The sequence below is a fragment of the Staphylococcus sp. GDY8P45P genome (assembly GCF_017892745.1).
Lineage (GTDB): Bacteria > Bacillota > Bacilli > Staphylococcales > Staphylococcaceae > Staphylococcus > Staphylococcus cohnii.
Window position 1 is genome coordinate 241,496 of record NZ_JAESLS010000006.1, and the last position, 26,452, is coordinate 267,947.

General features: G+C 31.0%; 27 protein-coding genes. 3 read left to right on the forward strand and 24 right to left on the reverse strand.

Features of this window, described 5'->3' with window-relative positions:
• Positions 1 to 246 precede the first annotated feature (246 nt).
• Positions 247 to 429 (reverse strand): hypothetical protein, encoded by a 183-nt coding sequence (locus KA873_RS05845; RefSeq protein ID WP_107505128.1) that lies wholly within the window; start codon positions 427 to 429, stop codon positions 247 to 249.
• Positions 430 to 443: 14 nt separating this feature from the next.
• Positions 444 to 962 carry a hypothetical protein gene (locus KA873_RS05850; RefSeq protein WP_107505129.1) on the reverse strand — a complete coding sequence of 173 codons (519 nt, stop codon included), beginning with the start codon at positions 960 to 962 and terminating at the stop codon, positions 444 to 446.
• Between the two features lie 310 nt (positions 963 to 1,272).
• On the opposite strand from KA873_RS05850, the gene KA873_RS05855 reads away from it, so the two are divergent.
• Positions 1,273 to 1,596: a tyrosine-type recombinase/integrase gene (locus KA873_RS05855; RefSeq protein WP_107505130.1), complete on the forward strand. Its 324-nt coding sequence runs from the start codon at positions 1,273 to 1,275 to the stop codon at positions 1,594 to 1,596.
• Between the two features lie 193 nt (positions 1,597 to 1,789).
• Here KA873_RS05855 and sucB read toward each other — a convergent pair whose 3' ends face one another.
• The 19 genes from sucB to KA873_RS05950 all read right to left on the reverse strand — a co-directional run bounded on the left by sucB (position 1,790) and on the right by KA873_RS05950 (position 19,115).
• Positions 1,790 to 3,073, reverse strand: coding sequence for a dihydrolipoyllysine-residue succinyltransferase (gene sucB / locus KA873_RS05860; RefSeq protein ID WP_107383913.1), 1,284 nt, complete (start codon positions 3,071 to 3,073; stop codon positions 1,790 to 1,792).
• Positions 3,074 to 3,086: 13 nt separating this feature from the next.
• Positions 3,087 to 5,891 carry a 2-oxoglutarate dehydrogenase E1 component gene (locus KA873_RS05865; RefSeq protein WP_107505131.1) on the reverse strand — a complete coding sequence of 935 codons (2,805 nt, stop codon included), beginning with the start codon at positions 5,889 to 5,891 and terminating at the stop codon, positions 3,087 to 3,089.
• Positions 5,892 to 6,075: 184 nt separating this feature from the next.
• The gene (locus KA873_RS05870) at positions 6,076 to 7,431 is read right to left on the reverse strand and encodes a HAMP domain-containing sensor histidine kinase (RefSeq protein ID WP_107521408.1); all 1,356 of its coding nucleotides are present in this window, start codon (positions 7,429 to 7,431) and stop codon (positions 6,076 to 6,078) included.
• Positions 7,428 to 8,090, reverse strand: a complete 663-nt coding sequence (locus tag KA873_RS05875; RefSeq protein WP_107385350.1) for a response regulator transcription factor — start codon at positions 8,088 to 8,090, stop codon at positions 7,428 to 7,430. The genes KA873_RS05870 and KA873_RS05875 overlap by 4 nt, the downstream gene beginning before the upstream one ends.
• Positions 8,091 to 8,567: 477 nt before the next feature.
• The gene (locus KA873_RS05880) at positions 8,568 to 9,182 is read right to left on the reverse strand and encodes a phosphatase PAP2 family protein (protein WP_019468963.1); all 615 of its coding nucleotides are present in this window, start codon (positions 9,180 to 9,182) and stop codon (positions 8,568 to 8,570) included.
• A gap of 18 nt (positions 9,183 to 9,200) precedes the next feature.
• A complete protein-coding gene (locus KA873_RS05885; RefSeq protein WP_107505132.1) occupies positions 9,201 to 10,274 on the reverse strand; it encodes an undecaprenyldiphospho-muramoylpentapeptide beta-N-acetylglucosaminyltransferase in 1,074 nt (357 codons plus the stop codon).
• Between the two features lie 10 nt (positions 10,275 to 10,284).
• The gene (locus KA873_RS05890) at positions 10,285 to 10,794 is read right to left on the reverse strand and encodes a GNAT family N-acetyltransferase (RefSeq protein ID WP_107385308.1); all 510 of its coding nucleotides are present in this window, start codon (positions 10,792 to 10,794) and stop codon (positions 10,285 to 10,287) included.
• 15 nt (positions 10,795 to 10,809) lie between these two features.
• On the reverse strand, positions 10,810 to 12,291 hold the full coding sequence (locus KA873_RS05895) for a S41 family peptidase (protein WP_107505133.1): 1,482 nt from the start codon (positions 12,289 to 12,291) through the stop codon (positions 10,810 to 10,812).
• 158 nt (positions 12,292 to 12,449) lie between these two features.
• Positions 12,450 to 12,671, reverse strand: a complete 222-nt coding sequence (locus KA873_RS05900; RefSeq protein WP_019468959.1) for a YozE family protein — start codon at positions 12,669 to 12,671, stop codon at positions 12,450 to 12,452.
• A complete protein-coding gene (locus KA873_RS05905; RefSeq protein WP_071560120.1) occupies positions 12,671 to 13,174 on the reverse strand; it encodes a PTS sugar transporter subunit IIA in 504 nt (167 codons plus the stop codon). The genes KA873_RS05900 and KA873_RS05905 overlap by 1 nt, the downstream gene beginning before the upstream one ends.
• A gap of 14 nt (positions 13,175 to 13,188) precedes the next feature.
• Complete coding sequence (gene msrB, locus KA873_RS05910) at positions 13,189 to 13,617, reverse strand: peptide-methionine (R)-S-oxide reductase MsrB (RefSeq protein WP_107505134.1); 429 nt, start codon at positions 13,615 to 13,617, stop codon at positions 13,189 to 13,191.
• Positions 13,610 to 14,137, reverse strand: a complete 528-nt coding sequence (msrA, locus tag KA873_RS05915; protein ID WP_107385363.1) for a peptide-methionine (S)-S-oxide reductase MsrA — start codon at positions 14,135 to 14,137, stop codon at positions 13,610 to 13,612. The genes msrB and msrA overlap by 8 nt, the downstream gene beginning before the upstream one ends.
• A 129-nt stretch (positions 14,138 to 14,266) precedes the next feature.
• A complete protein-coding gene (locus KA873_RS05920) occupies positions 14,267 to 15,103 on the reverse strand; it encodes a DegV family protein (RefSeq protein ID WP_107386621.1) in 837 nt (278 codons plus the stop codon).
• A gap of 11 nt (positions 15,104 to 15,114) precedes the next feature.
• A complete protein-coding gene (locus KA873_RS05925; RefSeq protein WP_107505135.1) occupies positions 15,115 to 15,600 on the reverse strand; it encodes a dihydrofolate reductase in 486 nt (161 codons plus the stop codon).
• Between the two features lie 95 nt (positions 15,601 to 15,695).
• Positions 15,696 to 16,652 carry a thymidylate synthase gene (locus tag KA873_RS05930; RefSeq protein ID WP_107505136.1) on the reverse strand — a complete coding sequence of 319 codons (957 nt, stop codon included), beginning with the start codon at positions 16,650 to 16,652 and terminating at the stop codon, positions 15,696 to 15,698.
• A 383-nt stretch (positions 16,653 to 17,035) separates the two neighbouring features.
• Positions 17,036 to 17,473, reverse strand: a complete 438-nt coding sequence (brxA, locus tag KA873_RS05935) for a bacilliredoxin BrxA (protein ID WP_107505137.1) — start codon at positions 17,471 to 17,473, stop codon at positions 17,036 to 17,038.
• Between the two features lie 35 nt (positions 17,474 to 17,508).
• Positions 17,509 to 18,627, reverse strand: a complete 1,119-nt coding sequence (locus tag KA873_RS05940) for a conserved virulence factor C family protein (protein ID WP_107505138.1) — start codon at positions 18,625 to 18,627, stop codon at positions 17,509 to 17,511.
• A 19-nt stretch (positions 18,628 to 18,646) separates the two neighbouring features.
• Entirely contained in the window at positions 18,647 to 18,904 is a 258-nt protein-coding gene (locus KA873_RS05945; RefSeq protein WP_107385231.1) for a NifU N-terminal domain-containing protein, read from the reverse strand.
• Positions 18,905 to 18,920: 16 nt separating this feature from the next.
• A complete protein-coding gene (locus KA873_RS05950) occupies positions 18,921 to 19,115 on the reverse strand; it encodes a zinc-finger domain-containing protein (protein WP_107385230.1) in 195 nt (64 codons plus the stop codon).
• Positions 19,116 to 19,367: 252 nt separating this feature from the next.
• Between KA873_RS05950 and KA873_RS05955 the strand changes: the two genes are divergently transcribed.
• Complete coding sequence (locus KA873_RS05955; protein ID WP_107523727.1) at positions 19,368 to 20,072, forward strand: queuosine precursor transporter; 705 nt, start codon at positions 19,368 to 19,370, stop codon at positions 20,070 to 20,072.
• Positions 20,073 to 20,172: 100 nt separating this feature from the next.
• On the opposite strand, the gene KA873_RS05960 is transcribed toward KA873_RS05955, so the two are convergent.
• Positions 20,173 to 20,718, reverse strand: coding sequence for an RBBP9/YdeN family alpha/beta hydrolase (locus KA873_RS05960; protein ID WP_233422667.1), 546 nt, complete (start codon positions 20,716 to 20,718; stop codon positions 20,173 to 20,175).
• Between the two features lie 170 nt (positions 20,719 to 20,888).
• Here KA873_RS05960 and KA873_RS05965 point away from each other — a divergent pair, with 170 nt between their 5' ends.
• Positions 20,889 to 21,299 (forward strand): ribonuclease HI family protein, encoded by a 411-nt coding sequence (locus KA873_RS05965; protein WP_107385001.1) that lies wholly within the window; start codon positions 20,889 to 20,891, stop codon positions 21,297 to 21,299.
• A gap of 680 nt (positions 21,300 to 21,979) precedes the next feature.
• Here KA873_RS05965 and KA873_RS05970 read toward each other — a convergent pair.
• Both KA873_RS05970 and KA873_RS05975 read right to left on the reverse strand, forming a co-directional pair.
• Positions 21,980 to 22,861 (reverse strand): 5'-3' exonuclease, encoded by an 882-nt coding sequence (locus KA873_RS05970; RefSeq protein WP_107385002.1) that lies wholly within the window; start codon positions 22,859 to 22,861, stop codon positions 21,980 to 21,982.
• A 15-nt stretch (positions 22,862 to 22,876) separates the two neighbouring features.
• Positions 22,877 to 26,323, reverse strand: coding sequence for a dynamin family protein (locus tag KA873_RS05975; protein WP_210140188.1), 3,447 nt, complete (start codon positions 26,321 to 26,323; stop codon positions 22,877 to 22,879).
• Positions 26,324 to 26,452 lie beyond the last annotated feature (129 nt).

The following is a 26,452-nucleotide window of genomic DNA, read 5'->3' on the forward strand; positions in this document are numbered from 1 at the left end:
AGGATTTAGATAGAATATATATTTTAATGTTATACATAGTGAAATGTTGTTATGAATATTCATCATTAAAGTGTTCTATGGGACAAATTTGGAGCAAAGAAATAATGTCTGGATTTAGTCATAATGCAAATCTACGTTTAGATGTGAACACTTCTGTACTTATCTACATCCATACAATACATTAATTAATAATAAAACCACGCTATTTTAATTAATAACGTGGTAAATTTCAACACAATCAATGTGCTACTTTTTTTTCATATTTTCTTTTCCTAAAATAAAATACGATAGTAATAAACCAACACCAACTATTATTAGACAAAATAGTATTCTCCACACTAATGTTTCAGGCATTGGAAAAATATAAAACATTGTACACATAACTAATGCCATTATGATACCGAATCTCAATGAATTTTTAAGTGTCATAAAACCACCTCTTTTTATTGATAACCCCAATTAGTACCTTTAAACACATAATTACCGCCAGCATCTTTTACAGTTTCCATATTTATATAAACTCCTTTACTTGTATCTAAGGCTGAACCAGCCATAGCTCCAAGGAAACTACCAATAGAACCACCTAAAGGACCACCTATTAATCCTGATATTGCACCGGTTGCAGCAGCGCCTGACCATGCTATAGCTTTAGTATATGCTGATGATAAGTATAGTGTAGCTTTACCGTTACCATGGTCCACAAAAGTAGTTTTTCCAGCGCGTAATTGGTCTTCAGCTTTATACTGTTTAATTTCTTCTTTTGTATATATGTCGTTAATATCATAACCATCTTTTTCTAATTGGTCAAACAAATCTTGGTTTGAAAAATATTGCACCTTAGAATTTGTAGACTGACCGCCGTGTGACTGATTTTCTGCTTCTTTTGCATCTGCATATGGAACAGTTGCATATCCAAGTGTTAAAGCGCCTGTAGTCAAAGTTGCGAATAATAATTTTTTCAAATCATCCCATCTCCTCTACTTAATTGTTTATTTGAAATATATTATATCATATTATATTGCAAACTATTAATTATTCTCTAAGTGTTTGTTTTTTATTTCATAACTGTTGTATTCCGCTTATTTTTTGTAACAAAATAAAACTGGTATGGCTATTGGTGAAGTATTAGCGTTATAATTTAAAGATATTACAAAAACGGATTCAAGTATACGCAAAATCGGTATTACTGCACGAGACGTAGAAATATTTGAAGAATTATACAAATATAAACAATTTAACGAATTAGATCCCTAATTTTCAGAAAGAGCTTTCATATTTACAAATAAAAAAGGTAATCCCCTTTCAACTAATAAGATAAATTATATATTAAAAGAAGCATTGGAGATTACCAATATTACAAAGCGTGTCACGACACACACAATGCGTCATACTCATGTATCTATATTAGCTCAGCATGCAATTCCTTTAAAAGCTATTCAAGAGCGTGTGGGTCATTCTGATAGCAATATGACATTAAGAATATATACACATGTAACTGATAACATGGCTCAAAACTTGATTAATGAATTAGAAGCATATGACAAAGACTTTAAAAATAATATTAATCAAAAAGAAAAAATAAGGTTAGTTCAATAAATACAGTGAAAGTACCTATATTGATTAGGTGCTTTTTTATTTTGAAATACCATTTATTGAGATTACTATAACTGAAAATAATGATGCTATGGGGCAAATTTGAGGCAAATTCTAACAAATGCATAAACACATAAAAATACAACGACGCTAAACGCCGTTGTATTAGGGTTAGTAAACTATTTTGTGTTGTGGATTAAGATTCTAATAGTAAATCTTCAGGATTTTCAATTAATTCTTTAATAGTTTTTAAGAAACCTACTGCTTCTTTACCATCGATGATTCTGTGATCATAACTTAATGCAATATACATCATCGGACGGTTTTCAATTGTATCTGCATCGATAGCAATTGGACGTGTAATAATAGAATGCATACCTAGAATCGCAGCTTGGCTACCATTAATAATTGGTGTAGACATCATTGAACCAAAGATGCCGCCATTTGTAATAGTAAACGAACCATTCACCATGTCATCTAAACCTAATTTTTTATCACGTGCTTTGATAGCTAAATTAGCAATTTCATCTTCAATTTCGGCAAAGTTTTTCTTATCACAATCTCTTACAAATGGTACTAGTAAACCATCATCTGTAGATACTGCAACACCGATATCATAGAATTGTTTAGTAATCATGTCTTCACCATCAATTTCAGCGTTTACTTCAGGGTATTTTTTCAAAGCTGCTACTGATGCTTTTGTAAAGAATGACATAAATCCAAGTTTTGTGCCATCATGATCTTTAATGAACTGTTCTTTTTTACGTTTACGTAAGTTCATCACATTTGTCATGTCTACTTCATTAAATGTCGTTAGCATTGCTGTATTATTAGATACTTCTAATAATTTTTTAGAAGCTGTTTTCTTACGGCGAGACATCTTTTCTCTGATAACTGGTTTTGTTGGGTTTTGTTGAGCTGCTTGTTTTTTAGGTTCTTCTTTTGTTGATGATTGTGCAGCTTGTTCATTTTTATTATTTTGTGTTTGATCGACATGTTCTTTTCTAACAACGTCATTTGATTGTGTTGCTACTTCTGATAAGTCAATACCTTTTTCACGAGCATATTTACGTGCAGATGGTGTCGCATTAACACGTTGTCCTTTATCTTGTGAATCGTCAGTAGTGCTATCATTATCCTTTTGAGATTCTGATTCTGTTTGTGGTTGCTCTGATTCTTCCTTACTAGCAGATGCTTGTGATTCAGAATTGTCTTGTTTTGGTGCTTCTGAATTATTATTGCCACTTCCTTCGCCTACAACAGCGATAGATTGACCAACTTCTACAGTATCACCTTCATTTGCAAGTAATTCTTGCAATACGCCAGCTTCTTCAGAAACAACTTCGACGTTTACTTTGTCTGTTTCTAATTCAAGGATAGCTTCACCTTTATCTACACTATCACCGACTTGTTTTAACCATTCTGCAATGGTACCTTCTGTAATGGATTCTGCTAATTCTGGAACTTTTACCTCTGGCATGCTTAACTTCCCCCTAGTTAAATTTTGTGCTTTGTTCGATTATCATATTTTGAACAAGTTTGTGTATTTCTCCATCACCTTCAGCAGGAGCTGAACGTTGAATACGGCCATGATAACTTAAATCGTATTTATCAGTTGTTAATTCTTTTAGATATGGATAAACAAATGACCAAGCGCCTTGGTTCTTAGGTTCTTCTTGTACCCAAGCTACATTTTCTAAATTAGGTAATTCATTTAGTAACGTTTCAATTTCTTCAGCTGGGAATGGATACAATCTTTCCACGGCAACTAATAAAATTGAATTGTTTGGATTTTTTGCTAAATATTCTTTTAAATCAATAAACATTTTACCTGAAGCTAGAATAACTTTTTTAACAGCATCCTTATCATGTTCTTCTGGTAAAATTGGTTCGAATTTTCCAGATGTAAATTTATCAATTGGATCAGCAACCGTTTTATTACGTAAGAGACTCTTAGGAGACATTACCACTAGTGGTCTCATTGATTGTGTACCTAAGCTAGCAGCTTGAGCTCTCAGTAAATGGAAGTAGTTACTTGAGCTTGATAAGTTTACTACTGTAGCGTTATTTTCTCCAGCTAATTGTAAAAATCTTTCTAGACGTGCCGATGAATGTTCAGGGCCTTGACCTTCAAATGAATGAGGTAAGAATAGTGTTAAACCTGAACGTTCGCCCCACTTGGCTCTAGCACTAAATAAGAAGTTGTCGAATATCATTTGAGCCATATTAGAAAAATCTCCATATTGTGCTTCCCAGATTGTCATACAATCTTTATTTTGCACATTATAACCATATTCAAAACCAACAACCGCTGCTTCTGATAGTGGCGAATTACGCACTTCAAAAGTTGCTTTTTGTCCTGGGACCTTGTGTAGTGGGATATATTCTTCACCTGAATCAGGGTCGTGAAGTACGGCGTGACGGTGACTGAATGTACCACGTTCACTATCTTGTCCAGTTAAGCGAATAGGTGTACCTTTTTGAGTGATTGTTGCGAAGGCTAATTGTTCTGCTTGAGCCCAATCAACTAATCCTTCTTCGCTCTCAAAAGGTTCTCTTCTTTTCTCTAAGACTTTATTTAATTTTTTAAGAACATTAAAGTTAGATGGATATGATAGCATTGCATCATTAATTTCTTTAAGTTGTTCATAACTTACATCCACATCGACACTTTGGAGTGGTTCTGCAAGACTATCTGGTTTTTGCATATCAGGATTATCCATCTTGTCGTTTTTATCTATTTCATCATGAGCGGCACGAAGTTCTTTTTGAACATCATCAAAGATTTGATTCATTTGATCTTCAGAAATAATATTATCTTGAACTAATTGATGACCATAAAGTACATCAACAGGGTCATGTTTTCGAATATTGTGGTATGGTAACGGATTGGTAATGGATGGTTCATCCATCTCATTGTGGCCATATCGACGATATCCAACCAAATCAATGACAACATCTTTATGGAATTCTTTCCTAAATGCCATAGCGATTTCGATTGCCTCAATTGTTGCTTCAACATTATCCGCATTAACGTGCATGATAGGTACATCATAACCCTTTGCAACATCAGATGAATACGTTGTGGAACGTCCATCTTCTGGCTCTGTTGTAAAGCCAATTCTATTATTAGTGATGATATGAAGTGTACCGCCTGTTGAATAGCCATCCAAATTTTCCAAATTCATTGCTTCGAAGTTAATACCTTGACCTGGGTATGCAGCATCACCATGAATTAATATTGGCATAGATTTATGGAAATCAGTGTGAACAGCTCCAGATTTATCAGTATCATCTTGATTTGCACGTGTTTTACCTAAAACAACTGGTGCAACTATTTCAAGGTGACTTGGGTTATTCGCAAGAGAAATACGTTGCTCACTACCATATGAATTTGTAGTTTTGACACCACCGAGATGGTATTTCACATCTCCTGACCAACCAGAAGTTAATTCTAAACTGCCATCTTTCGGTAGGAACTTCATTGGATCAGTATGCATGAATTCTGAAATCATCATTTGATATGGTTTTTCTAACACATGTGTGAGTACATTTAATCTACCACGGTGGGCCATACCAATTTGTATGTTTTGAATGCCTTCATCACTAGCAAGTCTTAATGTCTGTTGTAACATTGGAACTAGTGTGTCTACACCTTCTATGGAGAAACGTTTTGCGCCCACAAAATTTTTGTGTAAATATTTTTCGAAGCCTTCTACATGTGCTAAGTTTTTAAATAATTCAATCTTTTGATTATCGTTTAATGTCGCTTTGTATGGTGTTTCTATTCTACGTTTTAACCATACACGTTCCCTATTGTTATTGATATGTGTATATTCAAATGCAATAGGACCTTTATAACGTTTTTCCATACGAACAATAGCTTCATAAGCATTATCGTAAATATCTTTAAAGTGTTCAGATACGATACCTGCTGAAATTGATTCTAATGTTTCTCTATCCAAATTAAAATCTTCAATATTTAATTTTGGAAGATTTTCTCTTACAGGTTTGTTAACTGGATAAATATCTGCCAATAAATGCCCATATTGACGTATGTTATCTATGAGACGCATAACACGTTTAATCGTGCTATCAGCTTTAGTCGCATTTTGTTGACCTTCAGCTGTATTTGTTGCGATGTTTGCTTCACCGTTTTTGATTGTACTAAATAGGACTTGTAAATCTTCAGGGACTGAAGCCGGATCATTCAAATACAAATCATATAAATCTAAAATGTATCCAAGATTTGCCCCGAAATTTACAGGTGCCTGGGTAACCTGACTTTCGTTGCTCATATTACACCCTCCACAAAATAGTTAAAACGCTTACAAATCAATAATAGCATTAAATATAACCAAATTAAAGTGTCAATAACTAGTTATATGAAAAAAGCAGAACCTGATTTTATTTGGCTCTGCTAATTGTATTTTCATTTTATAGCGTAACATATTTTCTGTCGAAATAGTAACCGGTTAAAAATCAAAATGTGATTTTAAATGTCGTGTATTTTCCTACTTCACTTTCTACATGAATCGTACCATGATTTAATTCAATGATTTTTTTAGCTATCGATAAACCTAAACCGTTTCCTCCTAATTTTCTGGAACGAGATTTATCTACTCTATAGAATCTATCGAAAATAAAATCTATATCTTCTTTTGGAATACCAACGCCATGGTCAGTGATTTCTATTGATATTTGTTTGTTTCGCAGGTTTGTCTGAATTTGAATATATTTATTAACTTGATCATATTTCATAGCGTTATCAATAAAGATAACTAATACTTGTTCGAATTGATAACGATCTATTTTTATATTAAGTGGTTTATGATACGGTTCAAATTCAAAAATATAATCTTGATGTAGCTGTTTTAAAGATTTAATTCTAGAAGTTATCTCTTGATTAATTTCTACGCTTTCTGTTTCGTTTTCTTTACTGTTGTTATTATCTTTTGTTAATAATAATAATTCTTCAACTAATTTTGTAATTCTAGTCATCTCTTCTAAGGATATATCGAGAGATTCTTCAAGAATTGCTGCATCTTTTTTGCCCCAACGCTGTATCAAATTCAAGTGTCCTTGAATAATTTGTAATGGTGTCCGTAGCTCATGAGAAGCATCTTCAACAAATTGTCGCTGTTGATTAAATGACTCTTCCAATTGAAACATCATTTCATTAAAGGTAACGATTAAATTATCTGTTTCTTCATAATTTGTAACTAGATCAACTTTTTCTTGGAAACCATCACGACGAATTTGCTGCATTTTATTAGACATTAAGATTAATGGTTTTGTAATTTGTGCAGAGAAGAAGTAACTTACCATTGCAGTGATAAAAGTAGCAATAACCCCAAATATGAGTGCAATAAAATATAGTGAATTAACAAGTGCATTATAATTTTCTAAAGAATGAATGATTACACTATATCCTTTGAAGTGCTGCGTATTAATTCGATTTGTAATAATTAAATAATCGTTGTTATGATAATTTTTTATCAAAGCAGTATTGATTTCTTTAGGTTTAAAATTGGGTGAATAAACGATATCGTTATCATTTGAAGTTTCTATTTGTTTTTCACCTTTTTTATCAAAAAGAATCACTTTTTGAAAATTACCTAACGATGCATTTAAATCTAATGGCGTAATATCATTCAATTGTTTAGTTTCGAATAGTTGAATGATATCCGATGAACTTCTTTCTGCTTCGCTAAGTTCATTGTGACGTAATGCATTACTTAGAAAGAATATAATAATTAAACTGAAGATAAAAATTGTTGAAAATGTAATGGTTGTTGTGATAATCATCCACTTAGTTTTTAATTTACGCTGTTTCATTTTCTAACCACGTATCCCACACCACGTACAGTTTCGATAATTTTATCTTTGCCATATGGTTTAAGCTTATTTCTTAAATAACGTATATATACATCAACAACATTTGTTTCAACTTCTGAATCATAGCCCCACACATCTGCGATAATTTGCTCTCGCTGTAATACATGATTACGATTTTCAGCTAATAAGGTCAATAAATCATATTCTGTTTTCGTCAAATCTAAAGTATTACCATCTACAGTGACTTTAAAGCCATCTCTATCTATAATAATGCCTTGCATGTCTATGATGTTTTTTTGTGGCTGTCTACGTAACATTGCTCTAATTCTTGCTAATAATTCTTCAATATCAAATGGTTTTACTATATAATCATCTGCACCATAATCTAATCCTGCTACTTTATCATAAGTGTCACTTTTAGCTGTGATAATAATTATAGGAGTGGTTTTATTTTGTCTTACTTGTCTACAAATTTCTAAACCATTAATATTTGGTAACATCAAGTCTAACAAAATTAAATCGTAATCATTGGTTAAAGCTTTCTCTAACCCAGGTTTGCCATCATATTCAATATCTACTACATAATTTTCGTGTTCTAATTCTAGTTCGATGAAACGAGCAAGATTTTGTTCATCTTCAACAATTAAAATTTTTGTCATTAGCTTACACCTCAAAATATATAATATATGAAATAACAGTTTATAGAAAGTAACAGGGTATTAAAAATACAATAAGATAGTGAAGATAATTAAGTGTAACAATCTTGAAATAAAAGATCAGAAAAATTTTTGAAATCTAATTGACAATTATTCTCAGTATTGTATAATGTAATTGAAAATGATTATCAATACTACATAGACATTCCCCCCACACATATTTGTTTTAGTAGGAATGATCATTTTCGTAAATATCCCCTTTTATATGCCCGTAAAAGACTAACGTTGTAAAACAACGTATATATAAAAACCGGTTTTGCAGTGTGAAATCGGTTTTTATAATAATTTTTGACACAATTAAATTAAGTTTGAGATAAAATCATTTCAGACGAATTTAAAAAAGGCAATTTCTATTTTTGTATAGAAATTGCCTTTTTCTCTATTTTATTGTGATTTAACTTCTCAAGGTGTAATTATCATTTATATTTTTAACTTGTGTCTTAATATCAATGTTGATAAAACGACGCAAAAAGCACCACCAATAATACCAGCAATGATATCTGTAGGATAATGCACTCCTAGATATACTCTTGATGATGAAATTAAAATAATAAATAGTGCTGAAAGACCTATCATTATCCCTTTTGTTTTCCCTTTTAAGACACGATTAGCAATGTAAATGGTACTGCCAAAGAAAGCAGCTGAGCCCATTGCGTGTCCACTTGGAAAACTAAAACCAGAGATATCTATAAGTCGTAATAATGTAGGTCGTTCTCTATCAAATATATTTTTTAATAATGGATTTAAAGTACTTGATAAACTCATAGCTATAGCAAAGAAAAGTGCCTCTATATTTAACTTTTTTAGCATTAAATAGGCGATGAGTAATAATGATAAACAAACCATTGCCCATACTTCACCGATTTTAGTTACTCCTAAGAAAAATGTGGTAGTTATGAAGCTTTCAGAAGAATATATAAATTCGTAAACTTCATTGTCTATCCATTTTCCTAATCTAGATTCATGGAAGGATGCAATAATGCCAAAAATTAATGTAAAAATAATGAGTAGACTTATTCTTTTCCAACGACTCATTGCGTATCCTCCCTATTATTAGTTATTTGCATCATTAACAATTTTATGAAATAAATCTTGGCGTGTAAAACTTTCTTTGTATGTTTGCATTTGAGTGATGATTGATTCACGTTGTGTTTCAATATTTTTTAACTGATCGATAAGTTTATGTTCAGTTAAAGTGTCTTCTGGAATCGTTCTTCCAAAACCTTTAGATTCAAAATTTTTCGCATTGTCAATTTGATCTCCTCTTGATTGGTCGAGACCTAAAGGAATTAAGAGCATTGGAATTCTTAATGCTAAGAACTCATATATAGCGTTTGAACCAGCACGGCTAATAACTGTATCTGTTATCGCTAATAAGTCAGTTAAATCGTCTTTAACAAATTCAAATTGAACATAACCTTCTTTATGCGTTAAGGATTGATCTAGCAGTCCTTTGCCAGTTAAGTGAATGACTTGATAATTTTTTAATAATGCATCTAAATTATCTCTAATTATATCATTTAACTTTTTACTGCCAAGGCTCCCCCCCATGATTAATAAAACTTTTTTATCATCTTTAAATTCTGTTAATTGATAGCCTCTATTTTTATCACCGCTTTTTAAATCTTCACGTACTGTAGCACCTACAAAATCTGCTTTTTCACTAGGAAGATATTGCAATGTATCTTCAAAAGTCGTATAAATCTTTTTAGCGAATTTTAAAGCAATTTTATTTGCTAAACCTGGTGTTAAATCAGACTCATGTATGATTGTTGGAATTTTCAAAGATTTAGCAGCAATAACTACTGGCACAGATACAAAACCGCCTTTTGAAAATAATAGGTCAGGACGTTCTTTTTTTAATATTCGTCTTGAATCGAATATACCTTTTAAAACTTTAAAAATATCTTTGATATTTTCAAAAGAGATGTATCGTCTTAATTTGCCACTTGAAATTTTATGGTATGGAATCTCTGGTAATTGAGATTCAATCATTTCTCGTTCCATACCATTTTTTGATCCAATATAAAAAGCTTCATGTCCTTCCTCTATAGCTGTTGGAATTAAACTAAGATTTACAGATACATGTCCAACAGTACCGCCACCAGTAAATGCGATTTTTGTCATATTATTACCTCTATTCTTCTAATTTTTTATAATAGGCATAGAATGGTTCCCCTTTGTCGAAAGGAGGATAATCAATATTTACTTCACCTAATTTGATAAAGCCAAATTTTTGGAATAATCCTTGAGCACGTTTATTCAATGCAAAAGTGTCAGTTAACATTACATGTACATTATCTTTTAACGCAAGGTTAACAGCAAAATCAAATAACTTTGTTGCAGCACCCTTATATTCTGATGAGGCTGCTAATCTATGAATAACGTATGCATTTTTTCTATCAATTGGCCATGCCAGTTCATCATACCATTCAGATTGTTGTTGGTCGACAACTATAAAGGCATAAATTATCTCATTTTCTTCTAGTACAAAAAGTGAGTCTTTACTAATATCTTCTTTAAAATGTGATTTCAATGGATATTGTTCATCCCATTGTGTGTTATTTTCTTGTTTCATTATTGATTTTGCTTCTTCTACAATCGTTAAAATAGTTGGTAAATCTTTTATAGTACCTAATCTTATCATGGGGATTTCACCTCTTTAATTTAATTTATTTAATAAAGTTTTTAATACAGTATCTTCTTTATTAGCTTTATTAACTAAAGCTTGAGTGAATTTATCATTGGTTTGTTTATCAAACTTTCCAGTAACTGTTAAATTATTATCTTTTTGGAATGATTTAACAGCATCTTCTAAATCGTTATCAAAGATTTTAGATTTATTATTAGTCTCATAGTTTAATGCAGATAGACCTATTTTTATTGTTTTTATATGTTTGTCTTCGTCACCCAATTGATAAGTTTGTGTATTAGGTATGACATTTAATGATTGATATTCAGGTTCTTTAATTTTTGTATCAGGCGTAATACCTTTTCCGTGAATATAATGGGATTTTGGTGTTAGCCATTTCATATTCGTAAATTTTAATAACGAACCGTCATCAAATTCATGCGTTGTTTGTACAATACCTTTACCAAAAGTTTTTGAACCGTAAACTTTGGCTTTATTATAATCCATCATTGCACCTGTGAATACTTCAGATGCACTGGCTGAACCTTTGTTTACTAAAATTGAAACATCCATATCTTTAGCTTCTTTGGTAGCGTCGTTTGATGTTTTTATTTGTTCTTTTTGATCGCCTTTTTCAAGTTGAACTGCAGTTTTATCTTTATCTATAAAAATATTCACCATTTTCACAGCTTCATCAAGTAATCCACCGGGATTATTACGTAAATCGAGAACAATTTTTCTAATTCCATCTTTATGCGCTTTAATAATTAAAGATTTTAACTCACCTGATGTACTACTTTGGAATTTATTAATTGTAAACACACCAGTATTTCCATGTTTTTCATATTCTACACTCTTAACGTGTATTTTATCTCTTTTAATAGTGATTTCGTGTGCTTGATTCGCTCTTTCAATTGTTAATGTGACTTTTGTTCCTTGTTTTCCACGCACTTTTTTGACAATAGCTTCAAGTGGTTGTCCTTTAATAGACTTACCATTTACCTTAGTCACTACATCTTTAGGTTGAATGCCAGCTTTTTCCGCAGGGGAGTTTTTCATCGGGCTTGTAATTTGGATTTTATCTCCTTTTTTTTGCATTTCTGCACCGATACCTACAAAATCACCTGAGACATCTTCGTTAAACGATTTAGACTCCTTTTTTGTCATATACTCTGAATATGGATCATCTAAATCTTTAACCATCCCTTTAATTGCAGATTCAGATGTTTTTTCTGAATCAGTATTTTTATAATATTCTTTATTTAAAATACGATAGACATCTTCAACTTTTTTCATTTCAGCTTTTTGCTTTCCATCCAGTCCACTTGTCCAGTGCATGACTGCTATGGTTGCAAAGACCGTTAAAACTGCTGTTATGAGCACAATACTTATGATTGTTAAAATAAAATTTTTACGTTTAAAGCTTAATTTTTTAGTGGGCTGTTTGTTATTTACATCGTCAGTTTTAGTTTCTTTGTTGTGTTCATTTTCCATGTCTGATCTTTCCGACATTTTATCACTTCCTAAATATATGTATGTTTCAAATCAAAATTTTATTGATTTGAAAATAAAAGTAGCTGGGATTGAATCATTAAAGATTAATCCCAGCTCCCTATGATACTCTATTATTTTAATATACTTTACTATATTCGCTCAAATATAAACTAAGACTAAAATTTTAACCATTCAGTATATTCTTCATATAAACTATCAAAAACAGACATTGAAACGGTGTAACTTCCTTGCATTTCAATGTAATCGGATAGTGCATGAAAATCTTTTTCCTGTCGTGGAAAAGACAAATCATCAAAAATTTCTTCTGCTAATTCGCCTTTTTCGTCTTTTCGACCACGTGCTGTTAATGCAAATTGATAAAATGAATGATCTTTCATTAGTTCATTGTCACATCTATAATTTTAGTTTCACCTTTAGTTACTGAAGTTACATCGTCGGCAATTGCAATTGATGATGTGTTATCTGAGTTTGTAACAATAATCGGAGAAATAACTGATTTAGCATTTTCTTTAATATAATCTAAATCAAAACGTAATAATGGATCTCCAACATTAACAGTATCGCCACTTTCAACTAATACTTCGAAACCTTCCCCATCAAGTTGTACTGTATCTAAACCAATATGAACAAGTAGTTCAAGTTCATTATCAGCTTGTAAACCAATAGCGTGTTTTGTTGGGAAGATATTATCTACTTTACCATTGATTGGAGAAACAACTTCACCGTCAGTTGGATTCACTCCGAATCCCTCTCCCATCATTTTTTGTGCAAACACTGGATCTGGAATATCTTCTATTTTTACATATTCTCCTGTAATAGGTGCATATACACTTGTTTCTTTGTCGACTTCTTTACCTTTACCAAATAATTTTTTAAACATGTCTTGTTCGCTCCTTATTTTTCAAAATGTGGTATTAAATCTTCATAGCCTAATTCTTCTAGTTTGTCATATGGTATGAATTGAACAGCAGCTGAGTTAATACAATATCTTAAACCACCGCTTTCAGTTGGACCATCATTGAAAACATGTCCTAAATGACTGTTTGCATCTTCAGAGCGTACTTCTGTCCGTACCATACCAAATGTTTTGTCAACAAGCTCTATGATTTCTTCATCATCTAAAGCTTTTGAGAAACTAGGCCAACCACAGTCTGATTCAAATTTTTCTTCTGAGGTAAATAAAGGTTTACCAGAAATTTTATCAACATAAATCCCTTTTTCAAAATGATTCCAATACTCATTTTGAAATGGAGGTTCAGTTCCATTTTCTTGTGTTACCAAATATTCTATTTCAGTTAACTCATTTTTATTTTTTTTAATCATATTGTTTCCCCCAATGTTTTTCTATAAAACTTTTACGGCCAGAACCACGCTGATATTGCTCATAATGTAGTGGATTCTTTTTATAATAATCTTGATGATATGATTCAGCAGGGTAAAAGTTTTTGTATGGTTTTATGGGTGTAATTACAGGGTTGTTGAATATTGCCTGCTCATTTAATTCTTGAATTTTTGCTTCTGCGGCCTTTTTTTGCGCTTCATTATGATAAAAAATAGCTGGTTGATAATGTTCGCCTCTATCAAAAAATTGACCACCGTTATCAGTAGGATCAAATGTCTTAAAATAAACATCCAAAATGTTTTCGAAGGTAGTGATTTCAGAGTTATATGTGATTTGTACTGCTTCTACATGACCGGTTTGTCCACGGCTAACATCTTCATAAGAAGGATTTTCAACATGTCCACCACTATAGCCAGAAACAACATTTTCAATGCCTGGATAAGATGTGAATGGTTTTACCAAACACCAGAAACAACCTCCAGCTAATGTCGCATATGCCATGGTATACCTCCTTTTTTATTATCTTGTCATTAAGTTATCATTAATTCCAGAGATAAGCTATTAAATTGTTTTGAAAATTTAACAAATGAAAGAATAATTAAAACGAACCTTAATTTATTATAAATTAGTTTATGATTTTAAAACAACTAGACCTATTGCACCTTCTCCAGTATGTGTAGATATTATAGGAGTTGTAACATTTGTATCATATTCAGTGACATTAAATTCTTCGGTGAAATGTTTTTTTATTTTATCCACAAATTCTAAAATATTTGCATGCGCGATGCCTATTGATTTAATTTTTTTATCACCTAAAAAAGTGCTGATTTCTTTTTTTAGAAATTGAATACTACCATTTTGAGTACGGGAATTATGAATTAATTCAATTTTACCATCATCAAGAGTTCCAATTGGCTTGATTTTCATCATATTACCTATTAATCCTTTAGTTTTACTGATTCTACCGCCTTTGATTAATTGATTTAATTGACCAATCACGACGTATAATTTTATATTACTCTGTAAATCTGTAATTTTTGAAACAATTTCTTCTGATGAAAACCCTTGATTATTCCAATCAACTACATGTTGAACTTGATACCCTAATCCAAATGAAATAGATTTTGAATCTATAACAGTTACTTTGCTATCTGTCATTTGGCTTGCTTGTAGCGCAGTCTGATACGTACCACTAAGTCCTGATGTCATATGAATACTAATGATTTCAGAACCATCTTTGCCTAATTCATCATATAATTCAATAAAATTACCAATCGCTGGTTGACTTGTTTTTACATCAGCATTTTCTTCCAACTTTTCAATATATTCTTCAGAGGAAATGTCTACTTGATCTACATATGACTTGCCATCAATAGTTAAATTAAGCGGGATGACATGTATATCATTATCTTGTAAATAAGTATGAGATAAATCTGATGTTGAATCAGTTACAATTTTCATTTTCATATTATTTCCTCCTATGTTGTTTTTTTACGCACTAAATGTAGAAATGTATGGGGAATCGTATTTTTTTCATCTAATTTTCCCGGAATAGAAGATTCCACTTCCCAGTCTTCAAATGTATAAGGTGGAAAGAATGTATCTCCATTATATTTATCTTCAATAACAGTAATATACATATCATCGACTTTATCAATCATTGCTTCAAATAATGTTTGACCACCAAAAATGAAAACATGACCGGATAAATTAAATATTTCGTCAATTGAGTGGATAACTTCCACACCATCATGCGCAAATGATTTATTTCTTGTTAGTACTACATTTTTTCTATTAGGAAGAGGTTTTCCTATAGAATCAAATGTTGCACGTCCCATAACAAGCGTATTGCCAGTTGAGAGTTTTTTAACATGCTTTAAATCATTTGGTAAATGCCATGGTAATTGATTATTAACTCCAATAACACGTTGCTGATCGTGAGCAACCAGTATAGAAAGTGTCATAATTTCCCTCCTAATAGTAGTATGATTTCAGTAAGTAAAACGTTCTCAGCATAAAGTATATATTAAATAAACATTAAAATTAAATATTCTATTATTTATACTGCTATTGGTGCCTTAATTGCTGGGTGTGATTCATAATTAACAATTTCTAAATCTTCATAATTAATGTCGAAGATAGAGACATTTGAATTTATTTTAAGTTGTGGTGGCGCATAGCTAGTACGAGACAACTGTGTTTCTATGGCGTTTATATGATTCGTATAAATATGAGCATCCCCAAACGTGTGTATAAATTCTCCTACTTCTAAATCACATTCTTTTGCGATTAAATGTGTCAGTAAACTGTAACTAGCTATGTTAAATGGTACACCCAAAAAGATATCTGCACTTCTTTGGTATAATTGGCAACTTAATTTACCATCTTGGACATAAAACTGAAACATTGTGTGACAAGGTGGTAATGCCATAGTATCAATTTCAGTTGGATTCCATGCTGAAACAATATGACGTCTTGAATTTGGGTTGTTTTTAATTTGTTCGATAACAGTTTTTAACTGATCAAAGTGATTGCCATTTTTATCTTCCCAATCGCGCCATTGTTTGCCATAAACATTACCTAGATCACCATACTTGTTTGCAAAAGCTTCATCGTTTAAAATTTGCTCTTTAAATTTACGCATTTCTTCTTTATATTTTTCATTAAATGCTTCATCCGTTTGTGCTCTATGACCAAAATTTGTCATATCTGGTCCTTTATAATCAACTGATTTAATATAATTTTCAAACGCCCATTCATTCCATATATTATTATTATATTTGAGTAAATATTTAATGTTTGTATCGCCTTTGATAAACCATAGTAATTCAGTTGCAATCAATTTAAAAGATACTTTTTTGGTTGTTAGCAATGGAAAACCTTCTGACAAATCAAATCTTAATTGATGGCCAAACTTTGAAATAGTACCTGTATTTGTGCGGTCTTCTTTTTGTTTTCCTATGTCTAATATTTCGTTACAAAGATCATGATAGGATTGATCAAATTTATTTAACATGTGGAACACACTCCTTTCAACAGCATAGTTATTTTTATTTAATCATATTTTAAAATACCAATAATTTAAAGAGATAACCACTAGTAAAATAAAAAATAAAATTGGAATTTGAGCATTATATTTATGTATCCAATTAATGACTTGTGTTTTGAAAGGCTTAGTGACACAAATCTGTTATTCTAAATATTGTGATAAACAATCAAAAGTAAAATCAACTTTTTAAATAGTTAATCCTATACTAATGGGATGGTCAACCATATCAGTCAAAACAACAAAATATGTTCATTAATGAAATGCATGATAAAGTCAGAAATTATGTGTTTAGCATTAAAGCAATTTAAGGCTGAGACATTTATTTATATCTCAGCCTTGGTCTTAATTGATTAATCACAATAATCATCAAATATGTCTTTAATATCCATACAAATGTCTTGAATATCTCTGCCTTCTATATGCTCTCTTGGCATGAAATGTTTTAATTCTTTTCCTTTAAACAATGCATACGAAGGACTAGATGGTGCTTGTTGAATGAAAGCGCGCATTGCTTCAGTTGCTTCTTTATCTTGACCAGCAAATACAGTAACTTTATGAGTTGGTTTTTTTTCATTTTGTTCTGCAACAGTAACTGCAGCGGGTCTTGCCAATCCTGCAGCACAACCACAAGTTGAATTAATCACGACAAATGTTGTATCATCTTCAGATACATTATTCATAAAGTCATCGACATCATCTGCAGTTTCTAAACTATTAAATTCATGATTAGTTAGTTCGCTTCTCATTTGTGTTGCAAGTTCATTCATATATGCTTCATAAGCATTCATTTATAACACTCCTATTTTATTAAATGATAGTTTCTTTAGACATTATTTCGATTAGCAATTTGCTTCCAAACGGAACCTAATGCTTCATCACCATTTTCAATTCTTGTTATAGCCATCTCTATTTGAAGTTTCACTTCATATGCTGAATCATCAGCATGTTCACGTAGTGATTTTAATTGTTCTGGTCCACCTTCATCAAAAATAAACATAGCAGCTCTCCATCTGACAATTTTGTGAGGATCATCTAATGCTTTTTCCATTTCTGGTAATGCTTGTTTGAAACCTAAATCACTTAAACAATCACCAGCAGTTCTTCTTACTGCAGGACTTTTATCGTTTAACCCTTTATAGAGATAAGGAAGTACTATTTCATCTTCAATCATTCCAAGAAGTATGATAGCTTCACGTCTTAATGGTGTTTTCTGTTCATCACTCACGACTTCGCCGAGCAACGGTAAATCTTCAATTGTAGGTGTTGGGAATGATTTTAGCATTCTTAAACGTTCTTTCCAACTTTCAGTTGATTGATATGTTTCCAAGGTTACATGTTTGTATTTGGTTTCAGGAATTGTAATATCAGATGCTAAGGCTTCTTCCACACGTTTTTGCAATTGATCTTTGGGATAGACAGCTGTAATCTCTTCAACGACATCATCCATTACCTCTGAGAGCTCACCATAACGTATGCCTAAATCTTCCCACTTACGTTGAAACACAACATTGTCATCATCTTTCTGGGCAGCTAACATACTGTCGACATATATTTCAGGTAATTGTTTACGTTGTTCTTCTGTACTTGTCGTTAGTTTAATTTGATAAGGAATACCTTTGAACGTTAAAACTTCTGCTTTTATTTCACCAAAATGTTCATCTGGTAGCGCTTCGGAAGTTACTTCGTGTTCGTCATTTAATGTTGCTGTTACTTTAGGTAAAACATCTTCCCAATCAAACTTAGGTTTTTTATCTACAGCTAAAAAGTCCATCACATGAAATATAGATTTAACGCCATCAATTTCTAAAACATCATTGATAAAATCAGGCTGCCCTTCTGCAATTGATGAATAAGTATTAGATTGGTTATCCTCTCTTTTTTCACTCAATACAATTTTCATTGTATTGGGACTTGGTGTAGGCTCAACACGTACAATTTCCATAAAGGCACCCTCCTTATTTTTATATTTCTTCTAATACTTTTGTTATATTTGGTAAAAGTGTGTCCCAATCTGCATCTGAATTTTTATCAACTGATATAAAGTTCATTGCTTGAAATATAGATTTGACACCATCAACTTCTAATACTGCGTTGATGAAGGCTGGTTGGTCTTCTTTAACTTTTGTATACGTATTAGGTTTGTTATCACCACTATCTAATTTTAAATCAATTTTCATCGTATTTGGATTTGGTGTCGTTGCTACATTTAATATTTCCATAATCGTATGCTCCTTTTTATTGTAGTTCATTACCGATTTGTTTAATTTGTTTTCCGACTGAACATTCATTTATACAAAAATGATGTGCTTGTGTTTTGCCTTTTGTATTTTTAATATGACGTTTTAATAAACACGCTTTACAATATGTGTTCATCAATTGGTCTATGGCGTCAATTGCCTCTTTTTCAGAATAGGTTAGAATACGCTTCACGCTCCTGTATTTCTAAAAATGAATTATAAGTACCCAATTAACTAATTTATTATAAGATTTGAGACTTGATGACATTATATCATTTGTAACAACGATTGTTTAATCATTAAATTGAAATAGGGCATTGGTGAAAACATTTGTTGATAATTTACAATTTGAGCTTGCTTTTTTATAATTTTCTAGTAAAATAATGTAGTTGTTTATTTTGCGGTTTCTAAACACCCGCATTATCAAAATTTAGGAGGAATAAAATTGTTTAATGAAATATTTGGTGTTATTACTTTTTTAGTAACTTTTATATTATTGGTTACTATGTATCGTTTGTTTGGTAAACATGGTTTGATTGCATGGATTGCTATTGGCACAATTATAGCTAATATTCAAGTTATTAAAACAATCGATATTTTTACTATTTCAGCAACACTGGGAAATGTTATGTTTGCATCAATCTATTTAGCAACCGATATTTTAAATGATATCTACGGTCGCAAAATAGCTAAACGTGCAGTTTGGCTAGGTTTTTGTTCAACGTTGGTAATGATTATAGTGATGCAATTTTCACTTCATTTCACACCTTCCCCAGTAGATAATACACAAAAAGCATTAGAATCTATTTTTAATATTGTTCCAAGGATTGCTTTAGGTTCTGTTATAGCATACATCATCGGACAACATTTAGATGTTTTACTTTTCTCATTAATCAAAAAAGTGTTCAGCTCTGATAAAACATTTATTATAAGAGCTTATGGTAGTACTATTTTAAGTAATATCGTGGATACTGCACTATTTGTTATTATTGCCTTTTTAGGCGCAATGCCAAATGAAGCGGTACTTGAAATCTTTATTACAACGTATTTATTAAAAATAATTTCTACTATATTTAATGTTCCTTTTGGTTATTGGGCTAAATCAATGTACCGAAAAGGAAAGATTCAGAAGTTAGATGAAGGTTATTAATTTTTAATTAAGTGTTTCAATATAACTGATAAAAAAGCCCGTAAATGAATTTTCGGAAATTCATTTACGGGCTTTTTATATTTCAAGGAATTGAATATAATTATAAAATTTCCATTATCTTATCTTTTAAGTAATTGAAGGTGTCATACCCCTCAGTTTCTAAAAAGTGACCATCATGATTAATGTAATGTGTTTTGACATTTAATTGATTTGATAATCTATCAGTCGCGTCTATATTTACTACTGGATCATTTGAAGCACCAATTGTAACAATGTGACGCGCGTTTAATTTATTAATGTCAATACAGGTGTTATTGATATATTGATTTAGTTCAGGTATGTTAGACAATTTTTCGTTAAAACCAGAAATTAGAAAAAGCCCTTTTATTTTTGAATTAGCCTTAAAAGAAGTTAAATAATGTAATATTGAAATGACACCTAAACTATGCGCAACGATAATTGTTTCTGAATTCAATTTATTTTGTACGATATTATCAATAGCCTGACACCATGAATCGAGTTCAGGATAATCGGAATTTGGTAAATATACAATTTCAACATTGTAACCATAAGGTTTCATCTGTGAGGCTAACCATTGAAACCAATGACTTTTTGTACTGGCTTGATAACCATGTATAATAAACATGTTTTTCAATTAAAATCATCCTTTGTATATATTAATTTTGTGCATTTTCATTAACTGTAATAGCTTACGTTATTTTGATGTATTTTCCAAGAAAATATATCTTCATGATTATGCTTATTTATGCTCTTTTGTTAATATAAAATTAACTTATTAAATTTGAAGGTGAATTTATGGCAAAAATATATTTTGATGCAGCTACAGCAGGTAATCCAGGTCAAAGCGCATGCTCTATAGTTATTATTACTGAGCAAGAACGATTGCATTATGACTTTGATTTGGGGATTTTAGATAATCATAGTGCAGAATGGGCAGCTTTTGTATTTGCATTGGAATGTGCAAAACATCATGGGATCACTATAGCACTCGTATACACTGATTCGAAATTAATAGAAGATAGTATGAACAAAGGACAAGTCAAAAATAAACAGTTCATAAATTACTACCATAAAATAAAAATATTAGAATCATCTTTTGATTTATTGTTTGTTAAATGGGTTCCAAGAAACCAAAATAAAGAGGCAAATCATCATGCCAAAAATGCCTTATATAAAATCATTAAAACGGCAGAAAAAAAGCGTTAAAACAATAATTTATTGTCAAAAATAGTGTCTGGACGATAGATATCCAGTAAGATATAAAAAGTTAATATCTATTTAAAATCTTAAGACATTAACTTTTTTGGTGCAAAACTTTTTAGTTGTTGGTGCTAATAGTTATTCCTTTGCATTTATAACACATTTTTAATGCAAATTCGTCCGAAACAATTGTATGAACAATGGACCACGAGCTCCTATTATATAAATCATATCTCAGACAAGTATGCACGGTCAAAAGCATTCGATATTAATTATTAGGGAGATTGGATATAAATCTCAGAAAAATAGCACTCAGATGATTTAATTCAATTCATCTGAATGCTTCTTTTTTATTCAATGCTTCGTATTGTTGGCTCGCTTACTTTGGGGACAGCTTCAGCTTCTCCTGTTCCCTCAAGAGACTCGCCAAAATACGTAATATTATTGAATACGAAAAATGTAGTATAGTTAGGAAAACAAACACGACAAAAGTGAACTTGGCGTTATATTAATGACACTTAATATAAGAAAAATAGTAGCTCAATGAGCTAGCTATAATTAAAATAATAGCGAAAAAGGCAATTTCTATATTATTTCAATAGAAATTGCCTTTTTTCACTTGTCCAAGAACTTTATGTTCCAGGCTCCTTAACTATGAGCGTGTACTTTATTGTTGTTTATTTTATTTAACTAAAATGTGTTGCTAAATACTTTCCAGATACATAGAGCTCATGCTCTTTACATATATTTAGTATTTCAGCTAAATCAGTTCCGAATTTCATATCACTTAATAAATCGGATGTATTTATTGGTACTTCTGTATGAATTTTAGCTAATGATTTAGAAAGTTTTAAATTATATAAGTTATCTTCTATTTTATTACGTTGGCCAGGTGTTAATTCGTTTAAAGCGTCAATAACTGATTCAACTGAACCATGATTTTGAATGAGTTTTATAGCTGTTTTTTCTCCAATGCCTTTAACGCCAGGATAGCCATCAGCGCTATCTCCCATAAATGCTTTAACATCTATGAGTTGTAGTGGATTTAGTCCATATTCATTTTGAAATCTGGTTAAAGTATAGCGATTGTAAATATTGAATCCTTTTTTAGTTAGCCAAATCTCAACATTTGGATTAATACATTGTAAAATATCTTTATCACCGGTGATTACATAAATTTGATTTTCTTGTGAATACTCATATGCTAAAGTCCCTATAACATCATCAGCTTCGTAATTTTGTACACCAATATTTACAAAACCAAATTGGTTTGCTATCTCTTTTACATAATCAAACTGCGGTATCAATTCTTCTGGTGGTGCGGGACGATTTTGCTTGTATCCATCAAACATTTCATTTCGAAATGTAGATTTTCCCATATCCCAACACACAGCCACATGTGAGGGTTGTATTTCGTTTATTGCGGTAAATACATGACGTACAAATCCTTGAACACCGTTCGTAGGCATTCCTGATGAATTTCTCATGAATTGTTTGTGTAAACTTGTTGCGTAAAAATGACGAAATAATAAAGCCATACCATCTATTAATAATATTTTTTTGGACATTGTGCGTACCTCTTTCTAAGTTAACAACTGAGCTTTTAGTTCGCTATTTGTTTCTTGAAGTTGTTTTACTAATGAATCATCTATATTAAAAGCTAAAAGTTGTTTAATTTGTGTGTGTATCTCTTTTTCATACTGATTGAATTTCGTTTCTGCATCATTATTCAGTTTATTTACAATTTCAATTAATGCTTTCCTTAAATCAGCAATACTAGGTTTAAGTTGCACAAGTGTGTTTTGAGTTATTGTAGTTTGAATTTCATTTTGCATTTTTGGTTGCAAAATGTTCTTTTTAGTCAGTGATTTAGGCAAAACAGAGATCATTTGGCTTAATTCAATTTTTAAATATGGATCGTCTAGTTCCATATTACTTTTATTAAATTCTGGTTCGATGAAAATGTGTAATTGTTCCAATTTTTGTTTTAAAGGTGCGATTTCTTCATGTATTTGTTGAATGAAATACTTTTTAATTCGTTCTACAAGTAAGGATTGTTCTAAATATAATCTTTGATGAATTTGATCTAAGTATTGTTTAGTGGAAAGACGTTTTTCTTCATTGAAGTTATTGCTTTGTGTCATTTGACCGTTATAAATTGATTTTACCTCATCTAGCAACTGAATTTTTAAACGCTCATTTAAGTGATAAATTTGATCTTCAACTTCATTTGAAGCACGTTGTACTGCAATTTGTAATATATTATTATTCAGTATTATTTGTTGTTGGTACTGTTCGAGTTTATTTTTACGTTGCTTAATTTTTAATTGATTATGCTGTGCATCTTCTATCATTTGATCAAATGCTTCTGAAATATTTGCTAATTGCTTAGTCATTTGTTGTTGCAATATATCTTTCGACTCAACTTGAGTAAAGTAGTCTATACTATTTTTTAATTTATCAATTCCTGAGTCACCTGTATTCAATGCTTTTCGACTTGAAACTGCAAAAATATCAGAATTCATATTTACATGATTAAGTGCATCACTTACATAGTTTATGACTGCATTCAGATCTTCTTCAGTTTCAGCTAAATCAGTGGCATTTATGATCATTTTAAATGCTTGGTTTTCACTTAATTGGTTCATTTCTTTCATATGCTCAATAAAGCGTTTATCATTATCTGTGAAAGAATGATTAAAATAACTTACATAAAGTATTAAATCTGAAGAAGTTAAAATCTTTTCTGTTTCATTTGTATGTCGTTGATTATTGGAATGTAATCCAAGTGAATCTACGATAACTTTATTTTTTAACCAATCAATGGGTAATCTTAAGTGAACTGTATTTACAAAGGTTGCATATTCATCTTCTGCACTCCATTTTCTAATTTCGTCCTGTTCAATGGAATGGGTTAAGCCTTGTTCTAGCATTTTTTGATACATCGTGTAATGTTTGTCAATTGCATTGATAAATGCTAATTTGTTTTTTTCTAAAGATGCTGTTAACTTATGTGTATTTTGATTTAAAAATGCTTCAATTGAATCAAAAGATTTATTTTCCACTTCAAATAATTGGTTTAATTCTTCTAATATTTGTTCTGATGATTTAAGTGTGATTTGACTTTCCTCACCATAAGTCAATTCTGTCATTGCAGCTGTTGTAGGATTTGGCGAGCTTACAAGATACGCATCACCAAGTAGCGCATTGATTAAACTACTTTTTCCGGCACTGAATGTTCCGAAAACCCCTATTTTAATAATTTTATTATCAAGGCGATTTAATGCATCATTGATATCTTGCTTAGTTTGTTCAAATAATGGAATATTTTTTATTAAATCTAATGAACGTTTTATATCTTGAATTGAAGTATTTGTTGATTTTGCTTTTGTGGTACTAGGTTGATTTTGTTTTTTAGTCACTGAATGTTCCTGTTTAGCTTGATAAGTGATTTCTTCTCTATCTATTAATTTATCTAATGAATCATCAATATGAATATAGTAGTGTCTGTAATTTTGTGTTTCAAGTGATTCTCTCAAATTACGTAGCTCCATAAATTTAACATAATCATTATAATCATCTACTTCTTCTGTGCCAATGTCGTTTGCTTGAGAATGGTTTATTGCTTTTTCAAATAATGGTTCAGTTTCTTTAACAATATGTTGTTTGATGGATTTCATTAAATCATCTGAAAATGTTAAGACATATTGATTACTAATAGATATTTGCATTTGATACAAATCATCCACGAGTTTTGAAGGGATTTGATAATGTTGGTTTAAAATAGCCTCAGTTACTTCGGAAGAATTAATAAATCGAGTCAAAAAGGACATGTCTTCTCTCAAAGGTTGACGTATTTCTTGATTTACCTTTTCTTGTAATTGCTCAAGTAGTTCTTGAAGTCTAATTTGTTGTGTTTCTAATGTTTTTTTCTTTTTATTGAATAAGCCACCCACTTTAAAATCTTTAGTTCGGCTTTCCAAATAAGTTCTTATTTTTTCCCTAGTATCGTGTGTCATTACATATGCATTGTCGAGAATCGCCTTACGTTTTTGTTTTAAGAAATCATATAACTGATCAGGATTATTTAGTAATTTTGCTTCTTCACTCACTTGTTGATGTTGTTGGAAGTTTAAATATGCTTGGTCAAAGTCTGCTTCAAATATATCCAGCTCTGTTAAAATTGCTTGAATTTCATGTTGTATAAATGATAGCTGTTCCTCTGTAATAAAATTGATAGTACGTTCCACATAATCCGACATTGATTCTCTACGTTGATCTTTATCAATGAGATAGTCTGATAATGCTTGAATTTGGTTGTGTTCATGTTCAAATTTAGAAACATAAAATATTTGATCTAATTTGATTTCCCATTCATCAATCGATTTTTCAACGCGTTGTTTAAATGTGGCGAATGGAATCTCTGATTCATGATGTTTATCTATTTGATTGATAACAAAAACTACTGGTACACCAGCATGATTAAGCTGTTTCATAAATTGAAAATTCATTGCAGATTGAACATGATTATAGTCTACAGTGTAAAATAGAACATTACTTGTATACATAAATTCTTCAGTACTAGATTGATGTGTCGATACATTAGAATCAACACCTGGTGTATCTTGAAGTGTGAACCCTTTATTAAATTTATCAGAAGGGAATTTAATTTCTACAGATTCAACATCAATATTTTCGCGATTCATTTGTTTAACTTCATCATAGTTTGTTAATAAAGTATATTTTTGGTTGCTCAAATTTGCTATAATACCTGGTTCATCTGATACAGAAACGATTGCTGTGTTACTAGTTGTAGGTACTGGAGAACTTGGTAAAATATTTTCTTCCAGTAGCATATTGATGAGCGTTGATTTTCCTGCTGAAAAATGACCAACAAATGTAGCAGTATATTGTTCTAAAAATATTTTTTTAATGACTTGATTTATAATATGTACAAGCCTATGATTATCTGATTTTTCAACTTCTTTTTTTAGTTTATATAGAATATCGAGTTGCTTCGTTTTAGACATGTTATGTATCCCCTTTATTACTTATATGTAATTAAGTTCTATTGTATAACAAATTATTGTGGGTCTAAAGTAAGTTAGCAAAATTAAATTGTATTTAGTACTTATTTATTAGTAAAAGCAAAGAAGTGT

Excerpts from the sequence above, each read along its gene's own strand:
- KA873_RS05845 (WP_107505128.1), bottom strand. The coding sequence starts at position 429 with ATGACACTTAAAAATTCATTGAGATTCGGTATCATAATGGCATTAGTT.
- sucB (WP_107383913.1), bottom strand. The coding sequence starts at position 3,073 with ATGCCAGAGGTAAAAGTTCCAGAATTAGCAGAATCCATTACAGAAGGT.
- KA873_RS05865 (WP_107505131.1), bottom strand. The coding sequence starts at position 5,891 with ATGAGCAACGAAAGTCAGGTTACCCAGGCACCTGTAAATTTCGGGGCA.
- KA873_RS05870 (WP_107521408.1), bottom strand. The coding sequence starts at position 7,431 with ATGAAACAGCGTAAATTAAAAACTAAGTGGATGATTATCACAACAACC.
- KA873_RS05875 (WP_107385350.1), bottom strand. The coding sequence starts at position 8,090 with ATGACAAAAATTTTAATTGTTGAAGATGAACAAAATCTTGCTCGTTTC.
- KA873_RS05880 (WP_019468963.1), bottom strand. The coding sequence starts at position 9,182 with ATGAGTCGTTGGAAAAGAATAAGTCTACTCATTATTTTTACATTAATT.
- KA873_RS05885 (WP_107505132.1), bottom strand. The coding sequence starts at position 10,274 with ATGACAAAAATCGCATTTACTGGTGGCGGTACTGTTGGACATGTATCT.
- KA873_RS05890 (WP_107385308.1), bottom strand. The coding sequence starts at position 10,794 with ATGATAAGATTAGGTACTATAAAAGATTTACCAACTATTTTAACGATT.
- KA873_RS05895 (WP_107505133.1), bottom strand. The coding sequence starts at position 12,291 with ATGTCGGAAAGATCAGACATGGAAAATGAACACAACAAAGAAACTAAA.
- KA873_RS05900 (WP_019468959.1), bottom strand. The coding sequence starts at position 12,671 with ATGAAAGATCATTCATTTTATCAATTTGCATTAACAGCACGTGGTCGA.
- KA873_RS05905 (WP_071560120.1), bottom strand. The coding sequence starts at position 13,174 with ATGTTTAAAAAATTATTTGGTAAAGGTAAAGAAGTCGACAAAGAAACA.
- msrB (WP_107505134.1), bottom strand. The coding sequence starts at position 13,617 with ATGATTAAAAAAAATAAAAATGAGTTAACTGAAATAGAATATTTGGTA.
- msrA (WP_107385363.1), bottom strand. The coding sequence starts at position 14,137 with ATGGCATATGCGACATTAGCTGGAGGTTGTTTCTGGTGTTTGGTAAAA.
- KA873_RS05920 (WP_107386621.1), bottom strand. The coding sequence starts at position 15,103 with ATGAAAATGAAAATTGTAACTGATTCAACATCAGATTTATCTCATACT.
- KA873_RS05925 (WP_107505135.1), bottom strand. The coding sequence starts at position 15,600 with ATGACACTTTCTATACTGGTTGCTCACGATCAGCAACGTGTTATTGGA.
- KA873_RS05930 (WP_107505136.1), bottom strand. The coding sequence starts at position 16,652 with ATGTTAAATAAATTTGATCAATCCTATCATGATCTTTGTAACGAAATA.
- brxA (WP_107505137.1), bottom strand. The coding sequence starts at position 17,473 with ATGAATGCTTATGAAGCATATATGAATGAACTTGCAACACAAATGAGA.
- KA873_RS05940 (WP_107505138.1), bottom strand. The coding sequence starts at position 18,627 with ATGGAAATTGTACGTGTTGAGCCTACACCAAGTCCCAATACAATGAAA.
- KA873_RS05945 (WP_107385231.1), bottom strand. The coding sequence starts at position 18,904 with ATGGAAATATTAAATGTAGCAACGACACCAAATCCAAATACGATGAAA.
- KA873_RS05960 (WP_233422667.1), bottom strand. The coding sequence starts at position 20,718 with ATGTTTATTATACATGGTTATCAAGCCAGTACAAAAAGTCATTGGTTT.
- KA873_RS05965 (WP_107385001.1), top strand. The coding sequence starts at position 20,889 with ATGGCAAAAATATATTTTGATGCAGCTACAGCAGGTAATCCAGGTCAA.
- KA873_RS05970 (WP_107385002.1), bottom strand. The coding sequence starts at position 22,861 with ATGTCCAAAAAAATATTATTAATAGATGGTATGGCTTTATTATTTCGT.
- KA873_RS05975 (WP_210140188.1), bottom strand. The coding sequence starts at position 26,323 with ATGTCTAAAACGAAGCAACTCGATATTCTATATAAACTAAAAAAAGAA.